This is a genomic window from Mycobacterium sp. DL (genome assembly GCF_039729195.1).
GTDB lineage: Bacteria > Actinomycetota > Actinomycetes > Mycobacteriales > Mycobacteriaceae > Mycobacterium > Mycobacterium hippocampi_A.
On sequence record NZ_CP155796.1, the window covers coordinates 4,315,659 to 4,340,945 of the forward strand.

The window sequence follows — 25,287 nt, forward strand, 5'->3', positions numbered from 1 at the left end:
CAGCGCCGTGCCGAGAACAACCGCGATCAGAATCGCCGCCGCAGTCCTGGCGACAATAGTCGCCGCGTTCTCGCTGTTGACCTATCTCGCCTACACCGCTGCTTTCACCCGGACTGACACCGTGACAGTGACCTCTCCGCGAGCCGGCCTGGTCATGGACCGAGATGCCAAGGTCAAGTACCGCGGTATTCAAATCGGCAAGGTGGAGGACATCGCGTACTCCGGTGATCGGGCGAAGTTGACGCTTGCCATCAACCGCGACGAGATGCGCTATGTTCCCTCCAACGCGCCGGTGCGTATCGCGAGCACGACGGTGTTCGGTGCGAAGTCGGTGGAATTCCTTGCGCCGGAACAACCCTCCGACACCCCGTTGCGAGCAGGGGCCAACGTCCAGGCCGACGCGGTGCAGTTGGAAGCCAATACGTTGTTCCAGACCCTGATCGACGTGTTGAACAAGGTCAATCCGACCCACCTCAACGCGACCATGTCGGCCCTGGCGGAGGGCTTGCGCGGTCATGGTGACGATTTCGGGGCCACCGCAGCAGGACTCAATCAGCTACTGGCGCAGTTGAACCCGAAGTTGCCGACGGTCGAGTCCGTCGTCTCACAGCTCGCAACAGTGACGAACATCTACGGCGATGCAGGTCCCGACCTGGTGACGGTGATCGACAATGTGCCGACGATCAGCGACACGGTGGTAGACGAGCAGGAGAACTTGAACGCGACACTGCTCGCGGCGATCGGGTTGGCCAACGAGGGTGCCGACACGCTGGAACCGGGGGCTGACGATTACATCGCTGCCATCAACCGGTTGAGAGCGCCGCTGGCGGTCCTGGGTGAGTACTCACCGGTGCTCGGCTGCATTGTGCAGGGTGTGGCGATAGGAGCCCAGCGGGGAGCAGAGATCGTCGGCGGCAAGAAGCCCGGCGCGATGGTCAGTTCCAGCTTCGTGCTGGGCGTGCCGTCCTACACCTATCCGGAGAGCCTTCCGATCGTGAATGCGTCGGGCGGGCCCAACTGCCGGGGACTTCCGAACCTTCCCAGTAAGCAGTACGGCGGCTCGTTCTTCAGGTCGCCGTTCCTCGTCACGGACAACGCGCTCATTCCGTACGAGCCGTTCACCGAGGTTCAGGTCGACGCCCCGTCGACGTTCCAGTTCCTGTTCAACGGTGCCTTCGCAGAACGCGACGACTTCTGATGGGGCAGCGGGCATTGCCGGTGAAGGTCGGCATCTTCGTCGTGGTGATGCTGATCGTGTCCGCCGGTCTGGTGGTGGTTTTCGGCGAGTTCCGGTTCGCCTCGAGCAACCGTTATCACGCCACATTCAGCGACGCGTCACGCCTGGAGGGCGGTACCGACGTCCGAATCGCCGGCGTGCCGGTGGGCACTGTCGACGGGGTGACGTTGAACGCCGACAACACCGTCGATGTGGCGTTCAGCCTGGACAAGAAATATCAGTTGTACACGTCGACGCGAGCCTTGATTCGCTATGAGAACCTCGTCGGCGACCGCTTCATGGAAATCACATCCGGTCCCGGCGAGCTGAGGAAGCTGCCCTCGGGCGGGATGATCGCCATCGAGCAGACCCAGCCGGCTCTGGACCTCGACGCGCTGCTCGGTGGTCTGCGCCCGGTGGTGAAGGGGCTGGACGGGGAGCAGGTCAATCAGATAAGTGGCGCCATCCTCGAGTTGCTTCAGGGCGAGGGTGGCGCACTGTCCAGGTTGCTTTCCGAGAGCGGAACTTTCAGTCAGGCACTGGGCGATCGCTACCAGGTGATCTCCGAGGTGATCAACAACCTCAACGAGGTGCTGGGGACCATCGACGCGAAAAGTGCCGAGTTCGATTCGAGCGTGGACGAACTGCAGCAGCTCGTCAGCGGGCTTGCGGCGGGTCGTGACCCGATCGCGGGGGCGATACCGCCGCTGGCCTCAACGGCGACAGATCTGACCGAGATGCTGGCTGATTCGCGACGACCGCTGCAGGGCGTCCTCGAGAACCTCCGCCCGCTCGCGACCGAGTTCGACAACCGCAAGGCCGAGGTCAACCAGGTCATCGAACCGCTGGCCGAAAACTACCTGCGGCTCAACTCGCTCGGAGCCTACGGTTCCTACTTCAACTACTACATATGCGCTACGACGCTCAAATTCAACGGGCCGGCGGGTAGCGACATCTTCCTGCCGATCGGTGGCGTGCCCGATCTTTCGAAGGGCAGGTGCTCTGACAATGGATAGAACATTACGGGCGGGCTTCTTCGGCATCGTCATGGTGGTATGCGTCTTGTTCGTCGCATTCGGCTACAGTTCGCTGCCGTTCTATCCGCAGGGGAAAACCTACGAGGCGTACTTCGCCGATGCCAGCGGTATCTCGCCGGGTAACGACGTGAACATCTCCGGTATCACGGTCGGCAGTGTGACCGATGTCGGCCTCGCCGGCGACGCCGCGCGTGTGACGTTCACCGTGAACCGGAAGCACAGATTGGGCGATCAGACGCTGGTGTCGATCCGGACGGACACAGTTCTGGGGGCGAGGTCGCTGGGTATCGTGCCGCAAGGCGGTGGATCTGTAACGTCTATTCCCCTGAGCCGCACCACAGTTCCGTACACGTTGAATTTGGCACTGCAGGATCTCGGTCAGAATTCCGCTGCGCTCGACAAAGACCAGCTGACTCAGGCGTTGACGGTACTGACGGACTCATTTCGCGACGCGACGCCCGAACTGCGCCGCACGCTCGATGGGGTTGCCACGCTGTCGCGCAGTATCAATGCCAACGACGAAGCGCTGGGTCAGCTGCTGGCACGTGCGAAGTCGGTGATCGGGATGCTCGCGGACAGGGCCGGCCAGGTGAACACACTTGTCACTGACGGCAACCAACTCTTCGCCGCACTCGACGAGCGGCGGATCGCACTCAGTACGCTGATCGCGGGCATCGATGATGTCTCCGAGCAGCTTTCGGGATTCGTGGCCGATAATCGCCGGGAATTCGGTCCCGCGTTGACGAAGTTGAATGCGGTGTTGGACAATCTGCTCGAACGTCGCGAGCACATCAGTGAGGCGTTGAAGCGCCTGCCGCCGTACGCCACTGCGCTCGGCGAGTCGGTCGGATCCGCTTCGGGCTTCATGGTCAACCTGCCCAATGCGATACCGAACAACACGCAGACTGGTCTGCTGCTGGACCTCTACTTCCAGCCGGGCAAGATCCCGGACAGCCTGTCTGACCTGTTACGTGGATTCATCAACGAGCGGTTGATCATAAGGCCTAAGTCCCCATGAGCCGATGGATGCGTTTTGGCGTCATAGGCGCGCTGCTGGTCGGTCTGATCGGTGGGGCGTACGTGGTGTGGCCGCGGGTCTCCAGCTACACCGTGGTCGGGTACTTCAGTTCGGCGTCGGGTTTGTATCCGGGCGACGAAGTTCGCATCGTCGGTGTACCGGTGGGTTCGATCGAATCGATCTCACCGCAGGCCGACGCTGTGAGAATCACCATGCGGATCCAGGATGACGTCAAGCTGCCCGCCGACGCCCGTGCAGTGATGATGGCGCCAAACCTCGTGTCTGCAAGGTTCATTCAGCTCACGCCCGCTTATCGACAAGGTCCGGCGATGACGGATGGCGACAGCATCGAGTTGAGTCGCACGGCGGTGCCGGTGGAGTGGGACGATGTCAAGACCGAGCTGACCAGGCTGAGTCAAACTCTCGGACCGTCAACCGGCCAGGTTCAGGGGCCGCTCAGCCAGTTCGTGAACCAGGCCGCCGACACCTTCGACGGCAACGGCGATTCCTTCCGGCAAGCCCTACGGGAGCTGTCACAGACTGCCGGAAGACTGGGTGACTCCAGCACCGACCTCTTCGACACTGTGAAAAATCTCCACATCCTGGTCGACGCGCTGTCCAGGAGCAATGAGCAAATCGTCCAATTCAGTGGGCACCTGGCGTCGGTGTCGCAGGTCTTGGCCGACAGTTCCGTGGGATTGGATGACACGGTGGGCAGTCTCAACCAAGCTCTGTCCGACGTTCGGGGATTCCTCGGCGAGCACAACGAGACGCTGATCGGTAGCGTCGACAGGCTGACCGACCTGACCAGCATCCTCACCACACAGACCGACGACGTCGAGCAGATCTTGCATGTCTTGCCGAACGCGATGGCCAACTTCTACAACATCTACAACCCTGCCCAGGGCACGGCCAACGGGCTGCTGGGCCTACCTGAGTTCGCCAACCCCGTGCAGTTCATCTGCGGGAGTTTCGAGGCCGCAGGGATGCCCGACTACGACAAGCGGAACGAGATCTGTCGTCAGCGGATGGCTCCTGTGCTCAAACGCCTGGCGGTGAACTATCCGCCGATCATGGCCCACGGCATCAATACGATCACCGCGTACAAGGGTCAGGTCATTTACGACACCCCTGCGACCGAGGCGAAGGCACAGACCTATATCCCGTATCTGGAATGGATACCGGCTGAGGGACGGTTCCCGCCTCGTGTCGGCAATGAGGGTGATCCCAGTGCGTTGCTTCTGCCGGAGAATCCGGTTCCCGGTCCGCCGCCTCCTGCACAGCCGTACACACTCGGCCCGGCGATTCCACCGACTGGTCCACCACCGGGTCCTGGGCCGGCCGCTGCGCCTGCGCCGCCGGCGCCCGGTCCGCTCCCCGCCGAAGCTGCCGTCCCGGGTCTGCAGCCGGCACTTCCACAGCAACCAGGAGGTGGGTCATGACACGCGTGTCATCGCGAGTCAGGGCTGGTCGCGCAGCCCGCCGCACCCTGGTCCTGGGCTCCGGCGCGGCTCTGGTTGCGGGCTGCCAGTTCGGCGGACTGAACTCGGTGAACATGCCGGGCACTGCGGGTCACGGCAAAGGTGCGTTCACCATCACGGTAGAAGTGCCTGATGTGGCCACGCTGCCGCAGAACTCACCGGTGATGGTCGACGACGTCACCGTCGGAAGCGTGTCGGGTATCGAGGCCGTCCAGAAACCGGACGGCACCTTCTATGCGGCCGTCGAACTCTCGCTGGAATCCCACGTCGATCTGCCGGCCAACGCGACCGTGAAGGTGGCGCAGACGTCGCTGTTGGGATCGCAGCACGTCGAGCTGGCCTCCCCGCTTACCGAACCGCCTGTCGGCGAGCTGCGGGATGGTATCCAGATTCCGTTGAGCCAGGGCAGCCGCTATCCCACGACAGAGGAAGTGCTGTCCGCTCTTGGGGTGGTCGTCAACAAGGGCAATCTCGGTGCGCTGCAGGACATCACGCAAGAGCTCTCCACTGCGGTTGCCGGCCGTGAGGGGCAGTTCGCCGGGCTGATCCCGCGGCTCGCCGAGCTGGCCACGTCCTTGAATCGCCAGACAGAAGACATCATCGCAGCCGCAGAGGGCTTGAACCGCTTCGCCGGAATACTTGCGCGCAACAAAGACAGTTTGGGCCGCGCGCTGGACACGTTGCCCGCAGCACTACGTGTGCTCAACGAGAATCGAGCCCAGATCGTAGATGCTTTTGCCGCGCTGCAACGGCTGGGCACCGTCGCGTCGCGCGTCTTGGCCGAAACCAAGGACGATTTCGCCGAGGACCTCATCGACCTGTACGCGGTCATCAAACCGCTCAACGACAGCCGCTCGGATTTCGTGTCCAGCCTCGACAGCCTGGCTACATTCCCATTCCCGGGCAAGAACCTGCACCGAGTCGCCCGCGGCGACTACTTCAACGTGTTTGCGACATTCGATCTCACGATCCGACGACTCGGCGAGACCATCTTCACGACGTCGTTCTTCGATCCGAACATGAAGCGGCTTGCCGAAGTCGTGAATCCGCCCGAATTCTTGACCGGAGAGATGGCGAATCTGTCTGGGCAGGCAGCTGATCCGTTCAAGATCCCGGCGGGAACCGCGTCGGGTCAGGAGGTGCCGCCGGAATAATGTTCACTCGAACAACGCAAATCCAGTTGTGGGTCTTCGCGGTCGTGACCGTGCTCTCCGTCGGCGCAATCGCTCTGCTCTACATCCGTGTTCCCGACCGGCTCGGCGTCGGTACATATGACGTCACCGCCAATTTCATCGCAGGCGGTGGACTTTACGAGAATGCGAATGTCACCTTCCGCGGCGTACAAGCCGGGCGCGTCGAGTGGGTGCGTTTGACCGACGACGGCGTGGCCGCGCAGATGCGGATCGACAGCGACGTCAAGATCCCGGCCAACTCCACTGCCACCGTCAAGAGCGTCTCCGCGATCGGAGAGCAGTACGTCGATTTTGTTCCCACCGCCGATCCCTCGCCGACGACGCTCGAGAACGGCGCCGTGATCCCGGAGGAGCGAACTGCGATTCCACAGGAGGTGGCTGAGCTGCTGCGCGAGGCAGACCAGCTGGTGAGCAGCCTCGATAACACCCGGCTCGAAGACCTCCTGAGGGAATCGTTCAAAGCCTTCAACGGCTCGGGCGCCGAACTGGCGCGGTTGATCCAGTCGGTGCGGGTACTGGTCGACGAGGCCAACGAGAGTTGGCCGCAGACTTCCTCGCTGATAGACCAAGCTGGTCCGTTCCTGGAGGCGCAGATTCGAAGCGGCGACGACATCCGGTCGTTGGCCGACGGATTGGCGCGCCTCACCAGCGAAGTGAGGGGCGCGGATCCGGAACTTCGATCGCTGCTCCAGACCGCCCCGGACGCGGCTGCGGTAGCCAGCGACACCTTCTCCGGCATTCGCCCGTCGTTCCCGGTGCTGGCGGCCAACCTGGCCAACGCCGGTCGGGTCGGCGTCATCTACCGCAAGTCGATCGAACAGGCGCTTGTCATCTTTCCTGCCTTGCAGGCCTCGCTGCTCACAATCGGCGGACAGCTTCCCGCGGATGAGGGCGGTAAGCAGGATTTCAAGATCTCGATCAACGATCCGCCGCCGTGCAATACGGGATTCCTCCCTCCGACGGAGATTCGCACGCCCGGTGACACGACATTGCGTGACTTGCCCACGGACTTGTACTGCAAAGTGGCACAGAACGATCCGATGGTGGTGCGTGGGGCGAGAAATTACCCGTGTCAGGAATTCCCCGGCAAGCGTGCTCCGACGATCCAGCTGTGTCGCGACCCGCGCGGCTACGTCCCGATCGGCAACAGCCCATGGCGTGGACCGCCGGTACCGATCGGCACGCCGATGGACGTCAGGGAGGACGACACACCTGAGGACGGGCGAAATATACTGCCGCCAAACAAGTTTCCCTACATACCGCCGGAGAATGATCCGGACCCGGGATATCCTGTCCCGCCCGGGCTGGTGCCGCCCGGGGTTCAAACCGGTCCAGGACCTGCGCCGCACCAACCATGGCCGTACATCCCTCCGCCGAACGATGGCCCACCGCCACCCCCGCTGACGGCATGGATCCCGCCGGCTCCCTACCCGGATGCGTGGCCTCCGCCCGCGGTGCCGCCGGGTTGGGCGACCAACCCGCCGCCCGCGGCACCCGCGTCGCCACCTGCGGCACCGGACCTGCCTCAGGCCAGCACGGCCTCATATGGAATGTATGACCAGCACACCGGCGTCTTCGTCGACCCGGCCGGCGGAACCGGGGTCTACGCGCCCGGCGTCAGCGACATGCGGCCGCAGGAGAACTGGGTGGACTTGATGCTTTATCCGGAGATTGCCTGATGTCACCCACGGGAAAACCAGTGCGCCGCCGCGCCTCCCGCCCCGCCGGGCCAACCAGCAGTGTGCCGGCGCAGGCCGTCGTGCGCATTGCGACAGCTGATCCGGTGGCGGTCAGATCCGCTCCGAAAACGCGTGAGGTGCGGCCTCCGCCGCGGCGTCGACCGAACCATCGCATGGTCGTTGTCGTCGCTGCGGTGTTCGGGTTGGTGATGGCCGGTGGTCTGATCGCTGCGGTGGCGGTACTCGGTGCACAGCGACAAGACGCAGAAGCACTGCAAGCCCGTAACCAGCGGTTCGTCGACGCCGCCACACAAACCGTGGTGAACATGTTCAGTTTCAAGCAGGACACCATCGACGAGAGTGTGGACCGCTTCTACGAAAGCACCAGTGGGCCGTTACGCGACATGTTCAGTCAGACCAACAACGTCGAGAACCTCAAGGCGATCTTCCGTGACACCGGTGGCAGTTCGGAGACGGTGATCAACGGAGCGGCGATCGAAAGCATCGACGACATCAGCAATACCGCAGCGGTGTTGGTGTCGGCGCGGGTTACAGCCAGCGACATAAACGGCAACAACAGGCCCTCTCAGCCCTATCGACTGCGGATCATCGTGATGGAGGGTGATGACGGGCGGATGACGGCCCACGACCTCAACTACCCCAACGGGGGAAACTGATGCGTTGGATCATCAGCGGCATCGTCGGTCTGGTTGTCGTTGCCTTGGTGAGCCTGGCAGCAATCACAGGCGGCCTGTACTGGCAGCGGGTGGAGACGCTCGGTGAGCAGGCGGCGCGCGAGGAACTCGGACCGCTTGCGCAACAGCAGATTCCGATGGTCTTCACGTACGACTACAAGACTGTGGAGGGCAACCTCACCGATGCGTACAGGCTGCTCACGCCCGCGTACCGCAAAGAGTTCGAGGACCGGGCGAGATCGGACATCATTCCTCAGGCTCGACAGCGTGAACTCGTGAGCCAAGCCAACGTGGTCGGTGTCGGAGTGATGGAGGCGCATCGTAATTCGGCAGCGGTGATGGTGTACATCAACCGGACGGTCTCGGAAAAGACGAACCGCGACCAGCCGATCTACGATGGGAGCAGGCTGCGCGTCGACTACCAGAAGATCGACGGCGACTGGCTGATCAACTACATCACCCCGATCTAGATCTAGATCACTCCGATTTGGCCAACGCCTCGAGAAACGACCGCGCCCAACGGTCGACGTCGTGGGCGAGCACCTGGCGGCGCAGCGCGCGCATCCGGCGTCTGCCCTCCTCGGGAGTCTGATTGAGTGCCGCCTCGATGGCGTCCTTGACCCCCTGCGGGTGGTGCGGGTTGGTCAGATAGGCCTGACGCAGTTCCGCGGCGGCACCGGTGAACTCGCTGAGCACCAGCGCCCCGCCGAGATCGCTGCGGCAGGCCACGTACTCCTTGGCGACGAGGTTCATGCCGTCACGAAGCGGGGTGACGAGCATGACGTCGGCGGCGACGAAGAACCCGATGAGGTCCTCGCGCGGGATGGGCCGGTGCAGGTAGTGCACGACCGGGTGGCCCACCTCCCCGAATTCGCCGTTGATGTGGCCGACCTGGCGTTCGATGTCCTCGCGCATGGCTTTGTAGCTCTCGACGCGCTCGCGGCTCGGGGTGGCCAGTTGGACCAGCACGGTGTCCGCGGGGTTCACCCGGCCCTCTTCGAGCAGCTCGGAGAACGCGTTCAGCCGCACGTCGATGCCCTTGGTGTAGTCCAGGCGGTCCACGCCCAACAGGATCTTGCGGGGGTTTCCCAGTTCGGCGCGGATCTCACCGGCCCGCTGCCGGATCTTCTTGGTGCGGGCCTGCTGGTCGAGCTCGCCCGAGTCGATCGAGATGGGGAAGGCGCCGACCTTGACGGTCCGGAACCCGACGTGGACCTCGCCGAAGCGCGACCGCACACCCACTGACGCCCGGGAGGTGTTCGCGCCGGCCAGCCGGCGCGCCAGGATGAGGAAGTTCTGCGCACCGCCGGGCAGATGGAACCCGACGAGGTCAGCCCCCAGCAGGCCGTCGATGATCTCCGAACGCCAGGGCATCTGCATGAACAGCTCGACCGGGGGAAACGGGATGTGCAGGAAGAACCCGATGGTCAGGTCGGGGCGCAGCATGCGCAGCATCTTCGGCACCAGCTGCAGCTGGTAGTCCTGGATCCATACGGTGGCGCCCTGGGCGGCAGTGCGTGCGGTCGCCTCGGCGAAGCGCCGGTTCACCTCGACGTAGCGGTCCCACCACTGCCGGTGATAGATGGGCTTGACGATCACGTCGTGGTAGAGCGGCCACAGCGTGGCGTTGGAGAACCCCTCGTAGTACAGCGCGACGTCATCGGCGCTCAGCCGCACCGGGACCAGCGACATGCCGTCCTGCTCGATCGTCTCGATCTCGGCGTCGCCGGGCTCTTCGGGCACGCCGGGCCAACCGATCCAGGCCCCGTGGCGCTTGCGCAGCAGCGGCTCCAGCGCGGTGACCAGGCCGCCGGGGCTCTGCTTCCACTCGATGGTGCCGTCAGGCTGTTTCACCATGTCGATGGGCAGCCTGTTGGCCACCACGACGAAGTCCGCCGACGCCGTAGCCGGAGCAGACCCTGAAGTCCCGGAGCTGGCCTCGGGGCCGCTCTCGGGTGTCATTACGCGTCGGCGAGCTTGGCCGGTCCGATACCGAGCATCGAAAGGAAGACCCGGCACTCGTCGGCATCAACCGCATAGGCGGCGACGACGCGGCGGGCCTGGCGCTCGGTGCTGTCGCCGATAGGCTCGACATCGCCGAGTTCGGTGGAATCTGATTTCGCGGGCATCCGTCAACTGTAGCCAACTCCAGGTGTTCGGCCGACCACCTGGGCCGTTGTCCCCAGGTCGACCGTAATGTGCTGGAGGTGACGGACCCCGAACAGGTGACATACGAAACCCTCGACGACGGGCGCATCGCGCGGATCTGGCTCAATCGGCCCGACGCGCAGAACGCCCAGTCGCGGACCCTTCTGGTCCAGCTCGACGAGGCGTTCGGGCGGGCCGAGGCCGACGACACAGTTCGGGTGGTGATCCTCGCCGCGCGGGGCAAGAACTTCTCGGCAGGCCACGACCTCGGCTCGGAGCAGGCGCTCGCCGAACGGGCGCCCGGACCCGACCAGCACCCGACGTTCACCTGCAACGGCGCCACCAGGGATGCCGTCGCCGAGAAGACCTACCTGCAGGAGTGGCACTACTTCTTCAACAACACCAGCCGTTGGCGGGATCTGCGCAAGATCACCATCGCCCAGGTCCAGGGCAACGCCATCTCGGCGGGGTTGATGCTGATCTGGGCGTGTGACCTGATCGTGGCGGCCGACGACGCCAAGTTCAGCGACGTCGTCGCGGTCCGGATGGGGATGCCCGGGGTCGAGTACTACGCCCACCCGTGGGAGTTCGGCGCGCGCAAGGCGAAAGAGCTGCTGTTGACCGGGGATGCGATCGACGCCGACGAGGCCTACCGGTTGGGCATGGTGTCGAAGGTGTTCGCCCGCGCCGACCTGGAGGACAAGACCCTCGAGTTCGCCCGCCGCATCGCCGAGCGACCCACCATGGCCGCACTGCTGGTCAAGGATTCGGTGAACGCCGCCAGCGACGCGATGGGTTTCGCCGAGGCGCTGCGTCACGCATTCCACATCCACGAGCTCGGCCACGCCCACTGGGCGGCCCACAACGAGAACCGGTATCCGGTGGGCCTGCCGCCCAATGTGCCGGACTGGCGCACCCTGGGAGCGCCGAAGCTGTCCCGCCGCGACGAACCGTGACGTATAACTAGAACCTGTTCCAGTTATACGGCTCACCTTCCGGAGGATTCCCAGTGCTGCTCTCGTTAGCGGATCGAACATTCCTGATCACCGGTGGAGGCAGCGGGATCGGCAAGGGTGTTGCGATCGCCGTGGTCGCTTCCGGCGGCAACGCCATGCTGGCCGGTCGTAATGCCGACAAACTGGCGGCCGCCGCCGACGAGATCACCGCGCAGGCCGGCGAGGGTGCCGGGCAGGTGCGCTACGAACCGGCGGATGTGACGAACGAGGACGAGGCGGCGCGGCTGGTCGAAGCGACCACCGCCTGGCACGGCCGACTCGACGGTGTCGTCCACAGCGCCGGCGGTTCCGAGACGATCGGCCCGATCACCCAGATCGACTCCGCAGCGTGGCGAAACACCGTCGACCTCAACGTCAACGGCACGATGTACGTGCTCAAGCACGCCGCGCGCGAGATGGTCCGCGGCGGCGGTGGCTCGTTCGTCGGCATCTCGTCGATCGCGTCGAGCAACACCCACCGGTGGTTCGGTGCCTATGGCCCGAGCAAGGCGGCGCTCGATCACCTGATGATGGTGGCCGCCGACGAACTGGGCGCCTCCTCGGTGCGGGTCAACGGCATCCGGCCGGGCCTGACGCGCACGGACATGGTCGCGCCGATCATGGAGTCCCCGGCGATCAGTGAGGACTACCGCGCCTGCACACCGCTGCCCCGGGTCGGGGAGATCGAGGACGTGGCGAACCTGGCGGTCTTCCTGCTCAGCGATGCAGCGGGATTCATCACCGGCCAGGTGATCAACGTCGACGGCGGGCACGGACTGCGGCGCGGCCCGGATTTGTCCGGGATGCTCGAGCCGTTGTTCGGCGCCGACGGGTTGCGCGGGGTCGTTGCGGACTAGCACGTTTTTCGGCCGCCGCCGGAGTTATCCACAGGGTATTTCGGTAGCTGTAGTTATCCACAGGGCGCGGGCTGCCACCGAGCCTGAGGGCCTGGATTGATCTAGCATCGAATGTATGTTCGATGATTCGCTGCCGGGGTTGGGAGGGCTACGTGGGCTTTCTGATGCCGATCTGGTGGCGGGGATCGCGGGGTGGTCGTCTGCGGCGGCGGTGGCCGAGGCGCGCAAGCTGGCGGCGGTCGCGGAGTGGGCGCGCCGCGCCGGTGAGCGTGCGGTGCACCCGCGGGGGGCTTGTGATGACACCGATGCGGCGGCCGCGGAGTTGGCGTGTGCGCTGACGATTTCTCATGGCCGGGCGTTGGGGTTGATGGACACCGCGACGACCCTGCGGGATCGGCTGCCGCGGTTGGGGGCGCGATTCCTGGCCGGTGAGGTGTCGGCGGGGGTGGTGTGGCGGATTGTGTGGCATACCGGGCTGGTGCGCGATGCGGCGGTGTGGGCGGCGTTGGATGCCGAGCTCTCGCAGCGGGCGTCGGCGTGGGGGGCGTTGTCGGCGGCCAAGCTCGAGACGGCCATCGAGTTCTGGATCGACAAGTACGACCCGGATGCGGTGCGTCGGGTGCGGGCGCGGGTGCGGGGGCGGTCGTTCACGATCGGTAAGCGTGATGATCAGGCGGGCACTGCGGCGGTGTATGGCAGTTTGTCGATCACTGATGCGGCGGTGTGGGAGGAGCGGCTGGCGTTGATGTTGGCCGGGGTTTGTGAGGACGATCCGCGCACGTTAAATCAGCGTCGTGCCGATGCGGTGGGCGCGGTGGGTGCCGGGTCGTTTGTGTTGGCGTGTGGCTGCGACAACCCGGACTGCGCCGCGCGGGGCGTCGATGACGGGCGGGCCTCGAGTGTGTCGATCCATGTGTTCGCCGAACAGGGGTCGGTGGACGCGTCGCTCGATCCCGGTCTCCACGGCCAGGAACGGCCCACCACGGGCCTCCCATGGACTCAACCCCAGCCCGCTTCCGAGACCGAGCCCGCGTCTGAGTCGGCTCCCGTGGGGGCCAAGCCTCGGACGGCGGGGGTGATCCCGGCGATGCGTAATGCGATTGTGCCCGCGGCGTTGTTGGCCGATCTGATCGCCCGCGGCGCGAAGGTCAGGTTTGTCGGCGGCCTGGAGGACGTGGCGGGCGTCGAGGGCTATCGGCCCTCGGCGGCGCTGGACCGCTTCGTGCGCGCTCGGGATCTGACCTGCCGGATGCCCGGTTGTGACCGGCCCGCGGTACACGGCGACATCGATCACACCCGCCCCTATCCGTACGGGCCGACTCATCCTTCAAACATGAAGTGCTACTGCAGATTCCACCATTTGTTGAAGACTTTTTGGCCGGGCTGGACCGATCGCCAGGAGCCCGACGGCAGCGTGCACATCACCACCCCGACTGGGCGGACCTACACCACTAAACCGTTCTCGGCGCTGCTGTTCCCCCGATGGAACACCACCACCGCACCACTGGAGGACGCGCCGTCAGCACCGGCCCTGAGCGCGGAGCGGGGCCGCAAGATGCCCACCCGCATCCGAAGCCGCGAGCAGGCCCGCGAGTACCGCATCACCCGTGAACGGCACCTCAACGCGATCCAACGCGAACTCGACCTGGCCGCAGCCCAAGCCGCCGCCGCCGAACGCGCCGCCAAGCGAGCACAGAAACAAAACCGGAAGCAGACGCCGGATCACGACCCGATCGACTACCTGGGCCTGTCCCTGTCACGCCCACCCGGATACCAACCCGACTACGGCGACGACCCCCCACCTTTCTGATGCGATGGATTAGGGCCGCCTGCCTGTCAGGAGCCTCGGCTGGTCTTCTCGGCCGCGAGCTTCACCGCATTGACGATGCTCTGATAGCCGGTGCACCGGCAGATGTTGCCCGACAGGCCCTCGCGGATCTCCTCATCGGTGGGTGCCGGGTTGTCTCGCAGCAGCGCAGTGATGCTGGTGACGAACCCCGGTGTGCAGAACCCGCACTGCAGACCGTGGCACTCGCGCATCGCGGCCTGGACGGGGGAGAGCCCGCCGTCGTCGTCGGCGATCCCCTCGACAGTCGTGACCTCCTGGCCGTCGGCCTGGACGGCGAAGATCAGACAGGATCGCACGGCCTGGCCGTCCAGCAGCACGGTGCACGCGCCACACGCGCCGTGCTCGCAGCCGAGGTGTGTTCCGGTGAGCCCGCACTTCTCGCGCAGGAAGTCCGCCAGCGTCAGCCGCGGTGCGACGGTGTGACCGTGACGCCGGCCGTTGACCGAGACGTCGACAGGTAGCTCATGCATTGCGGGCCTCCGTGGTTGCCTCGGTCCAGGCCCGCGCCACCATCGTGGCGCCGACCCGGGTGCGGTACGCCGCCGACCCCTGCAGGTCGGCGGGGACGTCGTGGAGCCCCGACATGGCCAGTCGGCCCAGTTCCTCGGCGGTGATGTCGGTGACGGACCTCCCGACGACCGCCTCCTCCGCCGGGGTGCCCCGCTCCGGCGTCGAGCCCAGGCCGAGCAGTCCGATCCCGCACCGAACGACCCTGTCCTGATCGTCGAGTTCGACCGCCACCGTCGCGCCGGCGATGGCGAAGTCGCCGTGCCGGCGCGCGAACTCCTGGACCGAGGAACCGCAGCGACCCGACCACACCGGGAACGCGACCGCGGTGAGGATCTCATCGGAGGCCAACGCGGTTTCCCACAGGCCGGTGAAGAAGTCCGCTGCCGGGATCTGCCGCGACCCGCGGGGCGAGACCGCCTCGATGGTGGCGTCGAGGGTCAGGGCGACCGCGGCGTACTCCGCGGCGGGGTCGGCGTGTGCGATCGCGCCCCCCAACGTGCCGCGGGTCCGGATCTGGAAGTGCCCGATGTGGGGTGTGGACAGCGTCAGCAGCGGAACCGATTCCGCCACTTCGTCATCCATGCCCACCAGCGCGTGCGGTGTGCCCGCGCCGATCCACACCGAGTCGGCGCGCAGTTCGATGTTCTTCAGTTCCTCGACCCGCGAGATGTCGACCAGATTCTCGAAGTGCGTCAGGCGCATCGCCAGCATCGGCACCAGGCTCTGACCGCCCGCGAGGATCTTCGCGTCGTCGCCGTACTCGTCGAGAAGCGACACCGCGTCGGCGACCGTGTCGGGTCGGTGGTAGGCGAACTCTGCGGCTTTCATGGGTGAGCCCTCACGACAGCAGTCGGATCAGAGCGGCCTGCAGGTCGTCGGCGAGAACTCCGGCCGGGGTCTTGCGCTTTCGGCGGCCGACCACAAACCCGACGGCGCCTGCGGCGGCGGCCGCGACAAGAACCGGCGCGAACCGCTTCGCCATCGGGACCGCGACCACCTTCAGCAGGTCGACGGAGTCGCCGGCGTCCGGCACCGCGGCCAGTGGAGTCGCTGCAGCGGAACCGTTCTCGGACGCCTTGGCCGCCGGTACCGACCCGCCGAGCAGTTCGGCTTCGAGGCTCCGGGCGAACTGCGCGATCAGGTTCCCCGACACGTCGGCCAGGACGCCGCGTCCGAACTGCGCCGCCTTACCCGAGATCGCCAGGTCGGTGACGATGCCCACATGCGTCGACCCGCCCTCGTCCTTCAGTTGCGCGGTGACGGTCGCCGCGGCGGTGCCGTTGCCGCGGGTCTCCTTGCCCTCGGCTTTGAGCACTATCCGCCGCGCGGCGACATCCTTCTCCTGATAGGTGGCAATGCCTTTGTAGGACACCGTGATAGGGCCGACCTTGACCTTGACCGCACCGTTGAACGCGTCACCGTCGACCGAGAGCAGGGTGGCACCGGGAAGGCAGGGGGCCACGCGCTCGACATCGGTGAACACCTCCCAGACTTTCGCGGCGGGGACCGCGACCCGGAATTCGTTGTTCAGTTCCACCTCTAGTGGTCCTTTCCTTCGAGCAACGCGACGATTGCGGCGGGGCTGGCCGGCAGTTGGGTGACCGTCACGCCGAGCGGAGCGAGCGCGTCGTTGATGGCGTTGATGACAGCAGGCGGCGACCCGATGGCGCCACCCTCGCCGGCGCCCTTGTAGCCCCCGATGCCGGGGCCGGGGATCTCCACGTGGCCGAACTCGATGGGGGGCACCTCGGTGGCCGTCGGCAGCAGGTAGTCCACGAACGTCGATGCCACCGGGTTGCCTGCGTCGTCGTAGGCGAGGTGCTCGAGCAGCGCGCCCCCGATGCCCTGAACCGTTCCGCCCGCGACCTGCCCCTCGACGACGTTCGGGTTGATCATCGGTCCGACGTCCTCGCTGACGATGTAGCGGGTCAGCGTCACCTGTCCGGTCTCCACGTCGACTTCGCACGTGCAGACGTGGGTTGCGTTGGCCCAGTGGATCATCGCCGACGAGTTGAACCGCGCCGTGGCCTCCAGCGTGGGGGAGACGCCGCCCAGCATCATGGGCTCGTAGTAGGAGCGGTAGGCGATGTCGGCGAAGCTGACGCTCTTGTCAGGATCGGTACGGACGGCGGCCCGGGAATCGGAGAGTTCGATGTCGGCGGACTCGACGCCGAGCATGCCGGCCGCGATCGTGATGATCTGGCCGCGCAGGATGGCGCCGGCCTCGTGCACCGCGCCGGCGGTCATCGGTGCGCTGCGGCTACCCTGCGTACCCGCCCCGTACGGGGTCACCGCGGTGTCGCCCTGGATCGTCGACACGTCATCGATGTTGGCGCCCAACACATCTGCGGTGAGCTGCACGACGGTGGTCTCGATGCTGTTGCCGGCCGACCCGCCGTTGACGTAGACGTTGACCTTGCCGGTCGACTCCATCCGAATGGTGGCACCCTCGGTGGCGAGATTGCCCGTCGCCGCACCCGTGGGTTCGATGTAGGCCGAGAAACCCAGACCGAGGTAGCGCCCTTCTTCGAGCGCCTCGGCCTGTTCCTTGCGGAAACCCTCGTGGTCGAGGATCTTCACGGCCTGCTCGAACGTGTCTGCGGGGGCGCAGTTGTCGTACGGCATGCCGTTGGGATTGAAGAACGGCATCTCGTCGCCGCGCAGGATGTTGATCCGGCGCACCTCGACGGGGTCCATCCCCATCTTGCGCGCGGCGCAGTCGAGAAGCATTTCGCGGGTGAGGGTTTCGTACTGCCAGGGGCCGCGGTAGGCGTGCAGACCCGGGGTGTTGGAGAACACCGTCTTGTAGTTGAAGCTCGCCTTGGGCACCCGGTACGGCCCGGGGAAGAACATGCCGATCGCGGCGGTGGTGAGTACCGGGTAGGGCGTGGGGTAGGAGCCGACGTCCTGGATGAAGTCGATGTCGGCGGCCAGGATCTTGCCGTCGGCGTCGAAGGCCATCCGGACCTTGCCGTCGACGTGGCGGGACTGGCCGGCCGACATCAGGTTCTCCCGCCGGTCCTCGATCCACTTCAGCGCGGCGGGTACCTTGCGGGCGGCGAGCAGGATGCACATGTCCTCACGCATCGGCACCACCTTCTGACCGAAGGCGCCGCCGGTGTCGCGCATGATCACCCGGACACCCTGGGCCGGAATCCCGAGCAGGCGGGCGGCGAACGCGCGCAGTTCGTGTGGTGTCTGCGTCGACGCCCAGACGGTCAGTTCGCCCGTGGTGGACGTCCATTCGGCGACCATGCCGCGCGTTTCCATCGGCACGGGGACATACATCTGCTGGTAGATGCGTTCCTCGACGACGTGGGCGGCGTTGGCGAAGACCTCTTCGTCGGGCGGGGCGCCGCCCATCCCGCCGGCCACGTTGTCGGGGTAGGCCTCGTGGACGACCACATCTGAATCGGGCGCGTTGCGGAAATCCGCGAGTGCGGGCAGGGGGGTGTAGTCGACGTCGACGAGGTCGACCGCGTCCTCGGCGAGGTAGCGGCTGTCGGCGATGACGAGGGCGACCGGGTCACCGACGAACTTGACCTCGCCTTCGGCCAGCGGCGGACGAGGGGTGTCGGGGATGTCCTTGCCTGCGACCGCGTGCCAGGCCTCCTTGACGTCCGGGTTGAGGTCCGCGGCGGTGAACACCGCGTGCACACCGGGCAGCGCCAGCGCCGCCGACGCGTCGATCCCGTTGATGGTCGCGCGGGCGAACGGGCTGCGGACGAAGCACGCGTGCACCATGCCGGGCCGTTGGACATCGTCGACAAACGTGCCGTGACCAGTGAGAAGCCTCTTGTCCTCGATACGAGGGGCCCTGGTTCCCGCGTAGCGCGGGGTGACGGATTGCACGGTCTCGGTCACGACGAATCACTCTCCTGAGGGCTTGAAGAGTGACGTTATCGCATCCGAGAGCGACATTTCCACCATTGATGTCTCACGAGGGCATCAATGTGTCACGAGGGCCTCAGGCGTCGTGGTGGATGCGGCCGCCGATGTCCATCAGCGGCCGGCCGCCCCCGCCCCAGCGGCGGGCGATGATCTCCGCGGCGATCGACACGGCCGTCTCCTCGGGCGTCCGGGCACCGAGGTCGAGGCCGATCGGGCTGGCGAGTCGGCCCAGTTCTGCGTCGGTGAGTCCGGCCTCGCGCAACCTGCCCATCCGGTCGTCGTGGGTGCGGCGGGACCCCATCACCCCGATGTACCCGACCGCTGGCAGGCGCAACGCCACCTCGAGGACGGGCACGTCGAACTTGGGGTCGTGGGTCAGCACGCAGATCGCGGTGCGCTCATCGATCCTGCCCAGTCCGGCCTGGGCGGTGAGATAGCGGTCCGGCCATTCGACGACGACGTCCTCGGCGGCCGGGAAGCGGGCGTCCGTCGCGAACACCGGGCGGGCGTCGCACACGGTGACCCGGTACCCCAGGAACGCGGCCTGCTGGGCGAGGGCGGCGGCGAAGTCGATCGCGCCGAAGATCAGCATCCGCGGCCGCGGTGCGTAACTGGCGACGAAGACCTCCATACCCGCGTCCTGACGCTCGCCGTCGGGTCCGTACGACAGCGCGGCCGAACGGCCCGCGGCCAGCAACCCGCGGGCATCGTCGGCGACCGCGTCGTCGGCCCGTGCCGAACCCAGCGAACCCTGTGTCGAATCGGTCCCGACGATCAGTCGCAGGCCCACCCGGCGCGAGTCGGGATGTTCGACGACGGTCGCTACGGCCACTGCGCGATGGGCGGCGATGTCGTCGGCGATAGCCTCCAACTGCGGAAAAGTGTTGCGCGACACCGGTTCTGTGAACACCTCGATGGTGCCGCCGCAGGTCAGTCCCACCGAGAAGGCGTCGTCGTCGCTGACCCCGTAGCTCTGGAGTTCGGGTCGGCCGGCGGCCACCACGTCGTTGGAGACCTCGTAGACGGTAGCCTCCGCGCAGCCTCCGGACACCGACCCCGCCACGCTGCCGTCGGGGGAGACCACCATCGCGGCACCGGGCGGGCGCGGCGCGGATTTCATCGTCCGGACCACTGTGGACAGCCCCGCGGTGCCGCCGGCCCGCCAGACCGCCAGCAACTCGTCGAGCACGTCGCGCACCAGCGCAGTGTATGCGCTCGCCCGTGCCGCCGACGTCTACAGTGACACCGATGGGTGCCGTTCACCGGATTGTCGCGCTGTGCTGCTTGGTCATTGGGGCCGCCACCGCGCCGGCACAGGTGGCGTCGGCATCTCCGGTATCACCGGTTTCCGACGCGGCCCGCGCGGCTGGATTCGTCGACGTGCGCACCGTGGTCCCCGACGCGGTGATCGACCTGCGGTACGCGACACCGGACAACTTCGTCGGTGCGCCGTTGTACCCGCCCGGTGCCCGCTGCCTGGTGCACGAGTCGCTGGGCCCGGGACTGGTCACCGCGGCGACCGTGTTGCGGGACGGCGGCGAACGGCTGGTGTTCTGGGACTGCTACCGGCCCCACGCCGTGCAGGTGGCGATGTTCGAGGCGGTGCCCGACCCCGCCTGGGTCGCCCGCCCCGGGCCGTCCGCCCGCAGCCACGAGGCAGGCAGATCCGTCGACGTGACGCTCGCCGGCCCGACCGGGCTGGTGGACATGGGCACCGGATTCGACGACTTCTCACCCCGCGGCCGTGCCGACGCCACCGACGGGGTCGGGGACGCGGCCCGAGCGAACCGCGCACGGCTGGCGGACGCGATGGCCGCGGGAGGCCTGGCGGTCTACTCCGGCGAGTGGTGGCACTTCGACGGACCCGGAGCCGACCTGGCGCGGCCGATCCTCGACGTGCCGGTCGACTAGGGCCGCACGGTCACGGTCGCTCGGCGCTCAGAGCTTGGTGAGATCGGTGCGCATCAGCATGATGTTGTACTCCGACCACAGCGACAGATTCCAGTAGAGATCCGAACCGGTGCCCACGGTCGACGGTGACCAGGGATGCATCATCGGCGCATAGATCCCACCGGTCTGCTGACCCATCAGCACCGTCGCCTCCGACCATTCACCCTCGGGGGTGTCGGAGGTGCGCATGACGATGTTGTTGGACTGATCTCCGTACAGCACGATGTACTTCTGCAGATAGTCGTTGTACTGCACCGACATCTCGCTGACGGTGTAACCGGGTTTGGTCTGGCCGCACGCTCCGCCGGACTTGCCGATGATCGCCGAGGCCGACGACGGGCTGCCCTTGACCCACCTGGCGGGACTGCTTCCGAACCAGCCCGACGATGCCTTCTTGTAGTACTCGTACTTGGACACGTCGAGGATGTCCGCCTCGGCCACCCGCGAGATGTACGCAGCGCCCTGCCGGCCGTTCGGGGTGCCGTAGGAATAGACGTAGCCGTCGTCGCCCTTGACGAACGCAGACTGCTGGAAGTTCCGGTTGCCGCTGAAAATGGAGTTGTACCGCACACTTTCGGGCGCGATGGTGAAGTTCTCACCGTTGTCCGTCGAGTAGGCGATGGCCGAGTAGTTGGTGCTCCACCGACCTGCCGAGCCCCAGTTCGACACCGACATGAAGCTGACGTACTGGGTGGCGCCGAACTCGGTGTCGGGCGTCGACAGTGAGATACCCGCGGTGGGAATGAGTGTCACCGAGTTGGGCAACCACGACGGGCGGTTGATGATCGGCCGTGCCTGCGTGGGTCCGGACAGCGGGGCACCGCCGAACATGTTGCCGTTGAACCATTCCCCGTCCGGGATGGTCATGCCGTCGGACAGGTCGTCGTCCGAACTGCGGAACAACGTGTTGTAGATCCACCTGCCGCTCATATTGGCGGAGCCGAAGCTGTCGCCGACGGCGATCAACACCTGGTTCTCGTTCCAGGGAGTGGCCGGATCGTCGGGAATTCCGTTGTCCCACATGACACCGACGTCGGTTCCGTAGATCTGGTACCGCGCCAGCGTATTGGCCATCGTCTCGTCGTTGTAGACGTTCTTCCCGGTCACCCAGCTGACGAAGTTCGTCGAGGGGCTGACCTGAGGGTTCAGCCACGGCGAGTAGGGCACCCACGCCGCGGCGGTGGTGGCCTCGGCGGTCGTCAGGGCCAGGCTGGTGGGAGCGACGACGCTGGCCTGGGCCGCACTGACGGTGCTGCGCGACACGAACAGGTTCTCGAGCTCGCGCCGGGCGAACGACATCAGTGCCCATAGGAACGGCGGCTGCGGGGCGCTCTCGGGGGTGGCGTCGGCTTTCTGGCGAGCCCAGTCCAGCATGCTGTTGACGACGTTCACCACCGCGGTGAACAGGTTCGGCTTCGGCGTGGACGTGGTGGGCGACGGGGTGGACAGCAGGGCTGCCACCGTCGGCGACACTGCGGCCGGGCTGGAGTTGGCCAGGGTGCCGGCGCTTGCGAACACCGCGACCTTGGCCGGCTCCTTCGGCACCACGGCCGGGTCTCCCGAGGTCTCGACGGTTGTGGTCGTGGACTTCTCGGAAGCGGATTGCTCCGCCGCGGCGGGTTGTGATCGCTTGGTCGCGGCAGGTGTCGCCGGAGTGTCGGTGTCGGTTTGAGGGGCGGCGCCGCCGTCGGGCTGCGCCTTGGGCTCCGGTTCGGCCTCGTCGACGGGGGCAGGGTCTTCAGGCTCCGGGTCGTCATCGGGATCGACCGCGCTCTCATCGGGAGCGGCTTCGTCGGTGTCCTCGAGTTCCGGCTCGGTGTCCTCGTCCTCGTCGGGTTCGTCATCGTCAGGCTCAGCGTCGTCCGCGTCCGCGTCCTCGTCCGCGTCCTCGTCCGCGTCCTCGTCCGCGTCGTCGTCAGACTCAGCGTCGTCGTCGGTGTCGGCGGATTCCTTGGCGTCGTCCCGTTTGCCCGATGAGGTGCGGTCCCCGGTGTCGTCGTTCGACGTTGCTGAGGTCGTCGATTTTGACGGCGACGAATCGGTGTCGTCGGCCCACGCCACGCCTTGTCCTGCAAAGACTGCTGATCCGACGCCCAACGCGACGGCTAGACCGCCCACTCGACCGACGTACGTTGCGGCACCCATGAAACCCCTTCGAATCCAGCCCTGTGAGACCCCCGTCGTCGTGGACATTCAATCGCATCGACGTGCGAACGGGCGGCAAAAAGTTACATCGTCACAGCTTTCGTATTGTTACTGTGACCTTTGGTTTCGAGACTTCCAGGCCGTGGGAAGTGGATTGCAGCAAACAAATCCGGGCCTACTCGTCGAGTGTCTCCAGCGCCTTCTCGTAAAGTCCGACAGCCTCGGCAATGCCGTCGCCGAGCCACGCGTCGACGATGCCGACCTGGTCGGCGACGAGCTGCACACGTTGGAGCCACAGCTCAAAATCCTCGTCGCGGCGAAGCGCGTCGATCTGCTCGTCGGAACCGTGAACCAAGAAGAAGCCGCCGAGCTCGATGTTCTGCGGCTTGAGGACGACGCGGTCGAAGCGCTCGATCCGTCCCTGCTCCTGGAGGCCCGACAGGAAGTCCTGGGTCTCGATCAGCAGTGCCAGTGCCTTGCGCTCACGGCCACGTGTCGGAACTCCCCACGCCACCCACAGTCCCGCTTCGGCCATCGATCCTCCTCGGTCGGACTGGTCACGGCGCGACCAAGTATGTCGTATTGCCGACGCGCGCCCGCACCTGTGCGGTGTCGATGTTCACGTCGCTGTAGTCGAGGTGGTCGATGAACCGGCCGCCGAGCAGACGCGCCTTCTTCGCCATGGTGAGCTTTTCGGCGGGCCAGCCATCTCCGTTGCACCAGCCGTCGTGGGCGCGGGCGATGTCGAGCACGGTGTACTGGGTGTCGTCCGGGGTGCGGCGCAGCGGTTCGCCGTCGAGTCCCCGCGTTCCGGTGCCGCCGAACCGGCGACGCGGGTTGCCGAGAAGGATGAATCGCAGCCGGTCGGCCGGCGCAGCGTCCGGTCGTCGCGCGTGCTGCTCGAGCCATTCGGAGACCACCTCGGCGCCCTGGCTGTGCGCGACGACATCGATCGGACCTGACGCGTTCGAGAGGGCAGATCGGAGGGCGAGATCGAGCGCCTCGACCCCCGCGGGAATGGACTTCGGCGACGCGGACTGCGGATACGTCACGATCACCCGGTCGGCCTTCGACGCGTAACCGGACAGCGCCTTGCCCACGCGGTCGGCGGTGCCGTAGTTCAGGCCGCCGAGGGTGAGGACGGTGCTCACAGGGAGCTCACCGCTCGATCCTACCTCTGCGGCGTGTCCTGCCTACCGTTGCCGAATTGAAAACTCTTGCATAGCAAGAGATTCGAAGCGGATGGCCAGCCTTGCCGCTGGGATGTCGTCTTCAGAAGGACTGACCGTCGGCGTATCGCTGCCTGCGGTAGTGACGCCCGTTGCCGCGGTTGCGGCTCTTGTACGTCGGTAGCTGCGAGTCGCAGTTCGGGCAGATGAGCCGCAGGTTCTCCCGTCGATTGTTCTCCGGGTTGCCGTCGATGTGGTCCACCACCAGGGCGAGGGGTTGGTCCAGCCACATGCCGGTTCGGCCGCAGATCGCACAGCAGCCCGACTGGGCGGCGGCGAGATGCAGCCGGATGTAATGCCCCTGGTGGCCGTCCATGCGGGCCTCACCGGAGTCCAGCCAACGTTGGGTAACGGCCTTGCGCCTGAACGACGCCTGACACGCGTTGCTGCAGTAGATCTTCTGGCTGCGCTTCGCGAGGGGCGAGCCACAGCCGCGACACTGTCTCACACGGGTGACGCTACGACCTGCCTCCGACAACCGGCAGTCGTCGGATCCTGGAGCCTCCTATCGGGATTGAACCGATGACCTACGCATTACAAGTGCGTTGCTCTACCGCTGAGCTAAGGAGGCTTAAGCGGCCCTAGCCTATCGGCTCGTCGTCGACGTTGATAACCCGCTGCGGCGTCACCGGGCGATTGATCGGACGGGTGCGGGGGCGGCGGCCCGGAAACGGAATCCGGTCGGCGATGTTGCTCAGTGGGTTGACCACCTGACTGAGCACGATCACCGCTTCCCGCAGCGCCTCGATGGTCGGCTCCAGCGCTTCCAGTCCGGGTGTGAGGCGGTTCAGCGTGTCCGCGACCGTCGCGAGCTGCTCGAGCGGTCCGTTGCGCGCGGTGAGCGTGTCGACGACGCCGCCTTCGGCGAACAGTCGATCTGCCACGCCGTCCTCGGCGAGCAGCCGGTCGATCAAGCCTTCCTCGGCGAGCAGTTGGTCCACCAGCCCGCCGGGTTCGATGGCGCGCATCAGGCCGCTGTCCTCCTCGGTGAGCCGGTCGAGTGCGCCGCCGGGCGCGGTCAGCCGATCCACCACGCCCCCCGGCCTGAGCAGCCGGTCGAGTGCGCCGTCCGGGGCCAGTGCGCGCCCGAGCGGCTGATCCTCGTCCATCAACCGGGCCAGCCGGTTCGCCCGCTCCACCGCGTCGTCGATTCCGAGCAGGTGCGCGAACGACGGACTGCCCGGTTTCACCCCGTCCTGGGGTTCGCCCAGTGTGCGGTAGGCGACGTCGACGCCGCCCTTGGCCACGCCGAGGCCAGCTTCCGCGACGGCCAGGCCGACCCTCACCGGTGTGAAAGCGAGGTCCGTCAGGGCTTTGCCGAGGTTCATTTGCCCAGTCTAGGGACTCCGCCAAGAACAAACTCACAGGAAGTGCACAGCTGGCGAGCAGGATAT

The 25,287-nt window shown here is 66.2% G+C and carries 24 protein-coding genes and 1 tRNA gene; 12 read left to right on the forward strand and 13 right to left on the reverse strand.

Annotated features, from left to right (window positions below; genetic code table 11):
* Window positions 1–7 precede the first annotated feature (7 nt).
* From ABDC78_RS20585 to ABDC78_RS20620, 8 genes are read left to right on the forward strand one after another with little or no spacing between them, the layout of a single operon-like run.
* Window positions 8–1,198 carry an MCE family protein gene (locus ABDC78_RS20585; RefSeq protein ID WP_347133172.1) on the forward strand — a complete coding sequence of 397 codons (1,191 nt, stop codon included), beginning with the start codon at window positions 8–10 and terminating at the stop codon, window positions 1,196–1,198.
* Window positions 1,198–2,232, forward strand: coding sequence for an MCE family protein (locus tag ABDC78_RS20590; protein ID WP_178361707.1), 1,035 nt, complete (start codon window positions 1,198–1,200; stop codon window positions 2,230–2,232). Before ABDC78_RS20585 ends, ABDC78_RS20590 begins: the two co-directional genes overlap by 1 nt.
* Window positions 2,225–3,271, forward strand: a complete 1,047-nt coding sequence (locus ABDC78_RS20595; protein ID WP_178361708.1) for an MCE family protein — start codon at window positions 2,225–2,227, stop codon at window positions 3,269–3,271. Before ABDC78_RS20590 ends, ABDC78_RS20595 begins: the two co-directional genes overlap by 8 nt.
* Window positions 3,268–4,713: an MCE family protein gene (locus ABDC78_RS20600; RefSeq protein WP_178361709.1), complete on the forward strand. Its 1,446-nt coding sequence runs from the start codon at window positions 3,268–3,270 to the stop codon at window positions 4,711–4,713. The genes ABDC78_RS20595 and ABDC78_RS20600 overlap by 4 nt, the downstream gene beginning before the upstream one ends.
* Window positions 4,710–5,906 carry an MCE family protein gene (locus ABDC78_RS20605; protein WP_178361710.1) on the forward strand — a complete coding sequence of 399 codons (1,197 nt, stop codon included), beginning with the start codon at window positions 4,710–4,712 and terminating at the stop codon, window positions 5,904–5,906. Before ABDC78_RS20600 ends, ABDC78_RS20605 begins: the two co-directional genes overlap by 4 nt.
* A complete protein-coding gene (locus ABDC78_RS20610; protein WP_178361711.1) occupies window positions 5,906–7,624 on the forward strand; it encodes an MCE family protein in 1,719 nt (572 codons plus the stop codon). Before ABDC78_RS20605 ends, ABDC78_RS20610 begins: the two co-directional genes overlap by 1 nt.
* Complete coding sequence (locus ABDC78_RS20615) at window positions 7,624–8,301, forward strand: mammalian cell entry protein (protein ID WP_178361712.1); 678 nt, start codon at window positions 7,624–7,626, stop codon at window positions 8,299–8,301. Before ABDC78_RS20610 ends, ABDC78_RS20615 begins: the two co-directional genes overlap by 1 nt.
* Window positions 8,301–8,789 (forward strand): mammalian cell entry protein, encoded by a 489-nt coding sequence (locus ABDC78_RS20620; protein ID WP_178361713.1) that lies wholly within the window; start codon window positions 8,301–8,303, stop codon window positions 8,787–8,789. Before ABDC78_RS20615 ends, ABDC78_RS20620 begins: the two co-directional genes overlap by 1 nt.
* 7 nt (window positions 8,790–8,796) lie before the next feature.
* On the opposite strand, the gene ABDC78_RS20625 is transcribed toward ABDC78_RS20620, so the two are convergent.
* On the reverse strand, window positions 8,797–10,281 hold the full coding sequence (locus ABDC78_RS20625; protein WP_178361714.1) for a trehalose-6-phosphate synthase: 1,485 nt from the start codon (window positions 10,279–10,281) through the stop codon (window positions 8,797–8,799).
* A complete protein-coding gene (locus tag ABDC78_RS20630; protein ID WP_178361715.1) occupies window positions 10,281–10,448 on the reverse strand; it encodes a hypothetical protein in 168 nt (55 codons plus the stop codon). Before ABDC78_RS20630 ends, ABDC78_RS20625 begins: the two co-directional genes overlap by 1 nt.
* 78 nt (window positions 10,449–10,526) lie before the next feature.
* On the opposite strand from ABDC78_RS20630, the gene ABDC78_RS20635 reads away from it, so the two are divergent.
* From ABDC78_RS20635 to ABDC78_RS20645, 3 genes are all read left to right on the forward strand, one after another.
* Window positions 10,527–11,423 (forward strand): enoyl-CoA hydratase, encoded by an 897-nt coding sequence (locus ABDC78_RS20635; protein ID WP_178361716.1) that lies wholly within the window; start codon window positions 10,527–10,529, stop codon window positions 11,421–11,423.
* A gap of 53 nt (window positions 11,424–11,476) precedes the next feature.
* Entirely contained in the window at window positions 11,477–12,319 is an 843-nt protein-coding gene (locus ABDC78_RS20640) for an SDR family oxidoreductase (RefSeq protein WP_178361717.1), read from the forward strand.
* Between the two features lie 115 nt (window positions 12,320–12,434).
* A complete protein-coding gene (locus tag ABDC78_RS20645; RefSeq protein ID WP_178361718.1) occupies window positions 12,435–14,129 on the forward strand; it encodes an HNH endonuclease signature motif containing protein in 1,695 nt (564 codons plus the stop codon).
* Window positions 14,130–14,155: 26 nt separating this feature from the next.
* On the opposite strand, the gene ABDC78_RS20650 is transcribed toward ABDC78_RS20645, so the two are convergent.
* The 5 genes from ABDC78_RS20650 to ABDC78_RS20670 all read right to left on the reverse strand — a co-directional run bounded on the left by ABDC78_RS20650 (window position 14,156) and on the right by ABDC78_RS20670 (window position 19,767).
* Window positions 14,156–14,638, reverse strand: a complete 483-nt coding sequence (locus ABDC78_RS20650) for a (2Fe-2S)-binding protein (RefSeq protein WP_178361719.1) — start codon at window positions 14,636–14,638, stop codon at window positions 14,156–14,158.
* On the reverse strand, window positions 14,631–15,506 hold the full coding sequence (locus tag ABDC78_RS20655) for a xanthine dehydrogenase family protein subunit M (RefSeq protein ID WP_178361720.1): 876 nt from the start codon (window positions 15,504–15,506) through the stop codon (window positions 14,631–14,633). Before ABDC78_RS20655 ends, ABDC78_RS20650 begins: the two co-directional genes overlap by 8 nt.
* Window positions 15,507–15,516: 10 nt before the next feature.
* On the reverse strand, window positions 15,517–16,215 hold the full coding sequence (locus ABDC78_RS20660; RefSeq protein WP_178361721.1) for an SRPBCC family protein: 699 nt from the start codon (window positions 16,213–16,215) through the stop codon (window positions 15,517–15,519).
* Between the two features lie 2 nt (window positions 16,216–16,217).
* Entirely contained in the window at window positions 16,218–18,542 is a 2,325-nt protein-coding gene (locus tag ABDC78_RS20665) for a xanthine dehydrogenase family protein molybdopterin-binding subunit (RefSeq protein WP_178361722.1), read from the reverse strand.
* Between the two features lie 103 nt (window positions 18,543–18,645).
* Window positions 18,646–19,767, reverse strand: coding sequence for an XdhC family protein (locus ABDC78_RS20670; protein ID WP_178361723.1), 1,122 nt, complete (start codon window positions 19,765–19,767; stop codon window positions 18,646–18,648).
* Between the two features lie 50 nt (window positions 19,768–19,817).
* Between ABDC78_RS20670 and ABDC78_RS20675 the strand changes: the two genes are divergently transcribed.
* Window positions 19,818–20,480, forward strand: coding sequence for a M15 family metallopeptidase (locus ABDC78_RS20675; RefSeq protein WP_178361724.1), 663 nt, complete (start codon window positions 19,818–19,820; stop codon window positions 20,478–20,480).
* A gap of 27 nt (window positions 20,481–20,507) precedes the next feature.
* Here ABDC78_RS20675 and ABDC78_RS20680 read toward each other — a convergent pair whose 3' ends face one another.
* The 6 genes from ABDC78_RS20680 to ABDC78_RS20705 all read right to left on the reverse strand — a co-directional run bounded on the left by ABDC78_RS20680 (window position 20,508) and on the right by ABDC78_RS20705 (window position 25,221).
* Window positions 20,508–22,664, reverse strand: a complete 2,157-nt coding sequence (locus tag ABDC78_RS20680) for a DUF4185 domain-containing protein (protein WP_178361725.1) — start codon at window positions 22,662–22,664, stop codon at window positions 20,508–20,510.
* A 175-nt stretch (window positions 22,665–22,839) separates the two neighbouring features.
* The gene (locus ABDC78_RS20685) at window positions 22,840–23,199 is read right to left on the reverse strand and encodes a hypothetical protein (RefSeq protein WP_178361726.1); all 360 of its coding nucleotides are present in this window, start codon (window positions 23,197–23,199) and stop codon (window positions 22,840–22,842) included.
* Between the two features lie 22 nt (window positions 23,200–23,221).
* Window positions 23,222–23,815, reverse strand: coding sequence for a PE-PPE domain-containing protein (locus ABDC78_RS20690; protein WP_178361727.1), 594 nt, complete (start codon window positions 23,813–23,815; stop codon window positions 23,222–23,224).
* 121 nt (window positions 23,816–23,936) lie between these two features.
* Window positions 23,937–24,341: an HNH endonuclease gene (locus ABDC78_RS20695; protein ID WP_178361728.1), complete on the reverse strand. Its 405-nt coding sequence runs from the start codon at window positions 24,339–24,341 to the stop codon at window positions 23,937–23,939.
* A gap of 48 nt (window positions 24,342–24,389) precedes the next feature.
* Window positions 24,390–24,464 (reverse strand) — tRNA-Thr (locus tag ABDC78_RS20700).
* A gap of 10 nt (window positions 24,465–24,474) precedes the next feature.
* The gene (locus tag ABDC78_RS20705; protein WP_178361729.1) at window positions 24,475–25,221 is read right to left on the reverse strand and encodes a hypothetical protein; all 747 of its coding nucleotides are present in this window, start codon (window positions 25,219–25,221) and stop codon (window positions 24,475–24,477) included.
* Window positions 25,222–25,287: the final 66 nt, after the last annotated feature.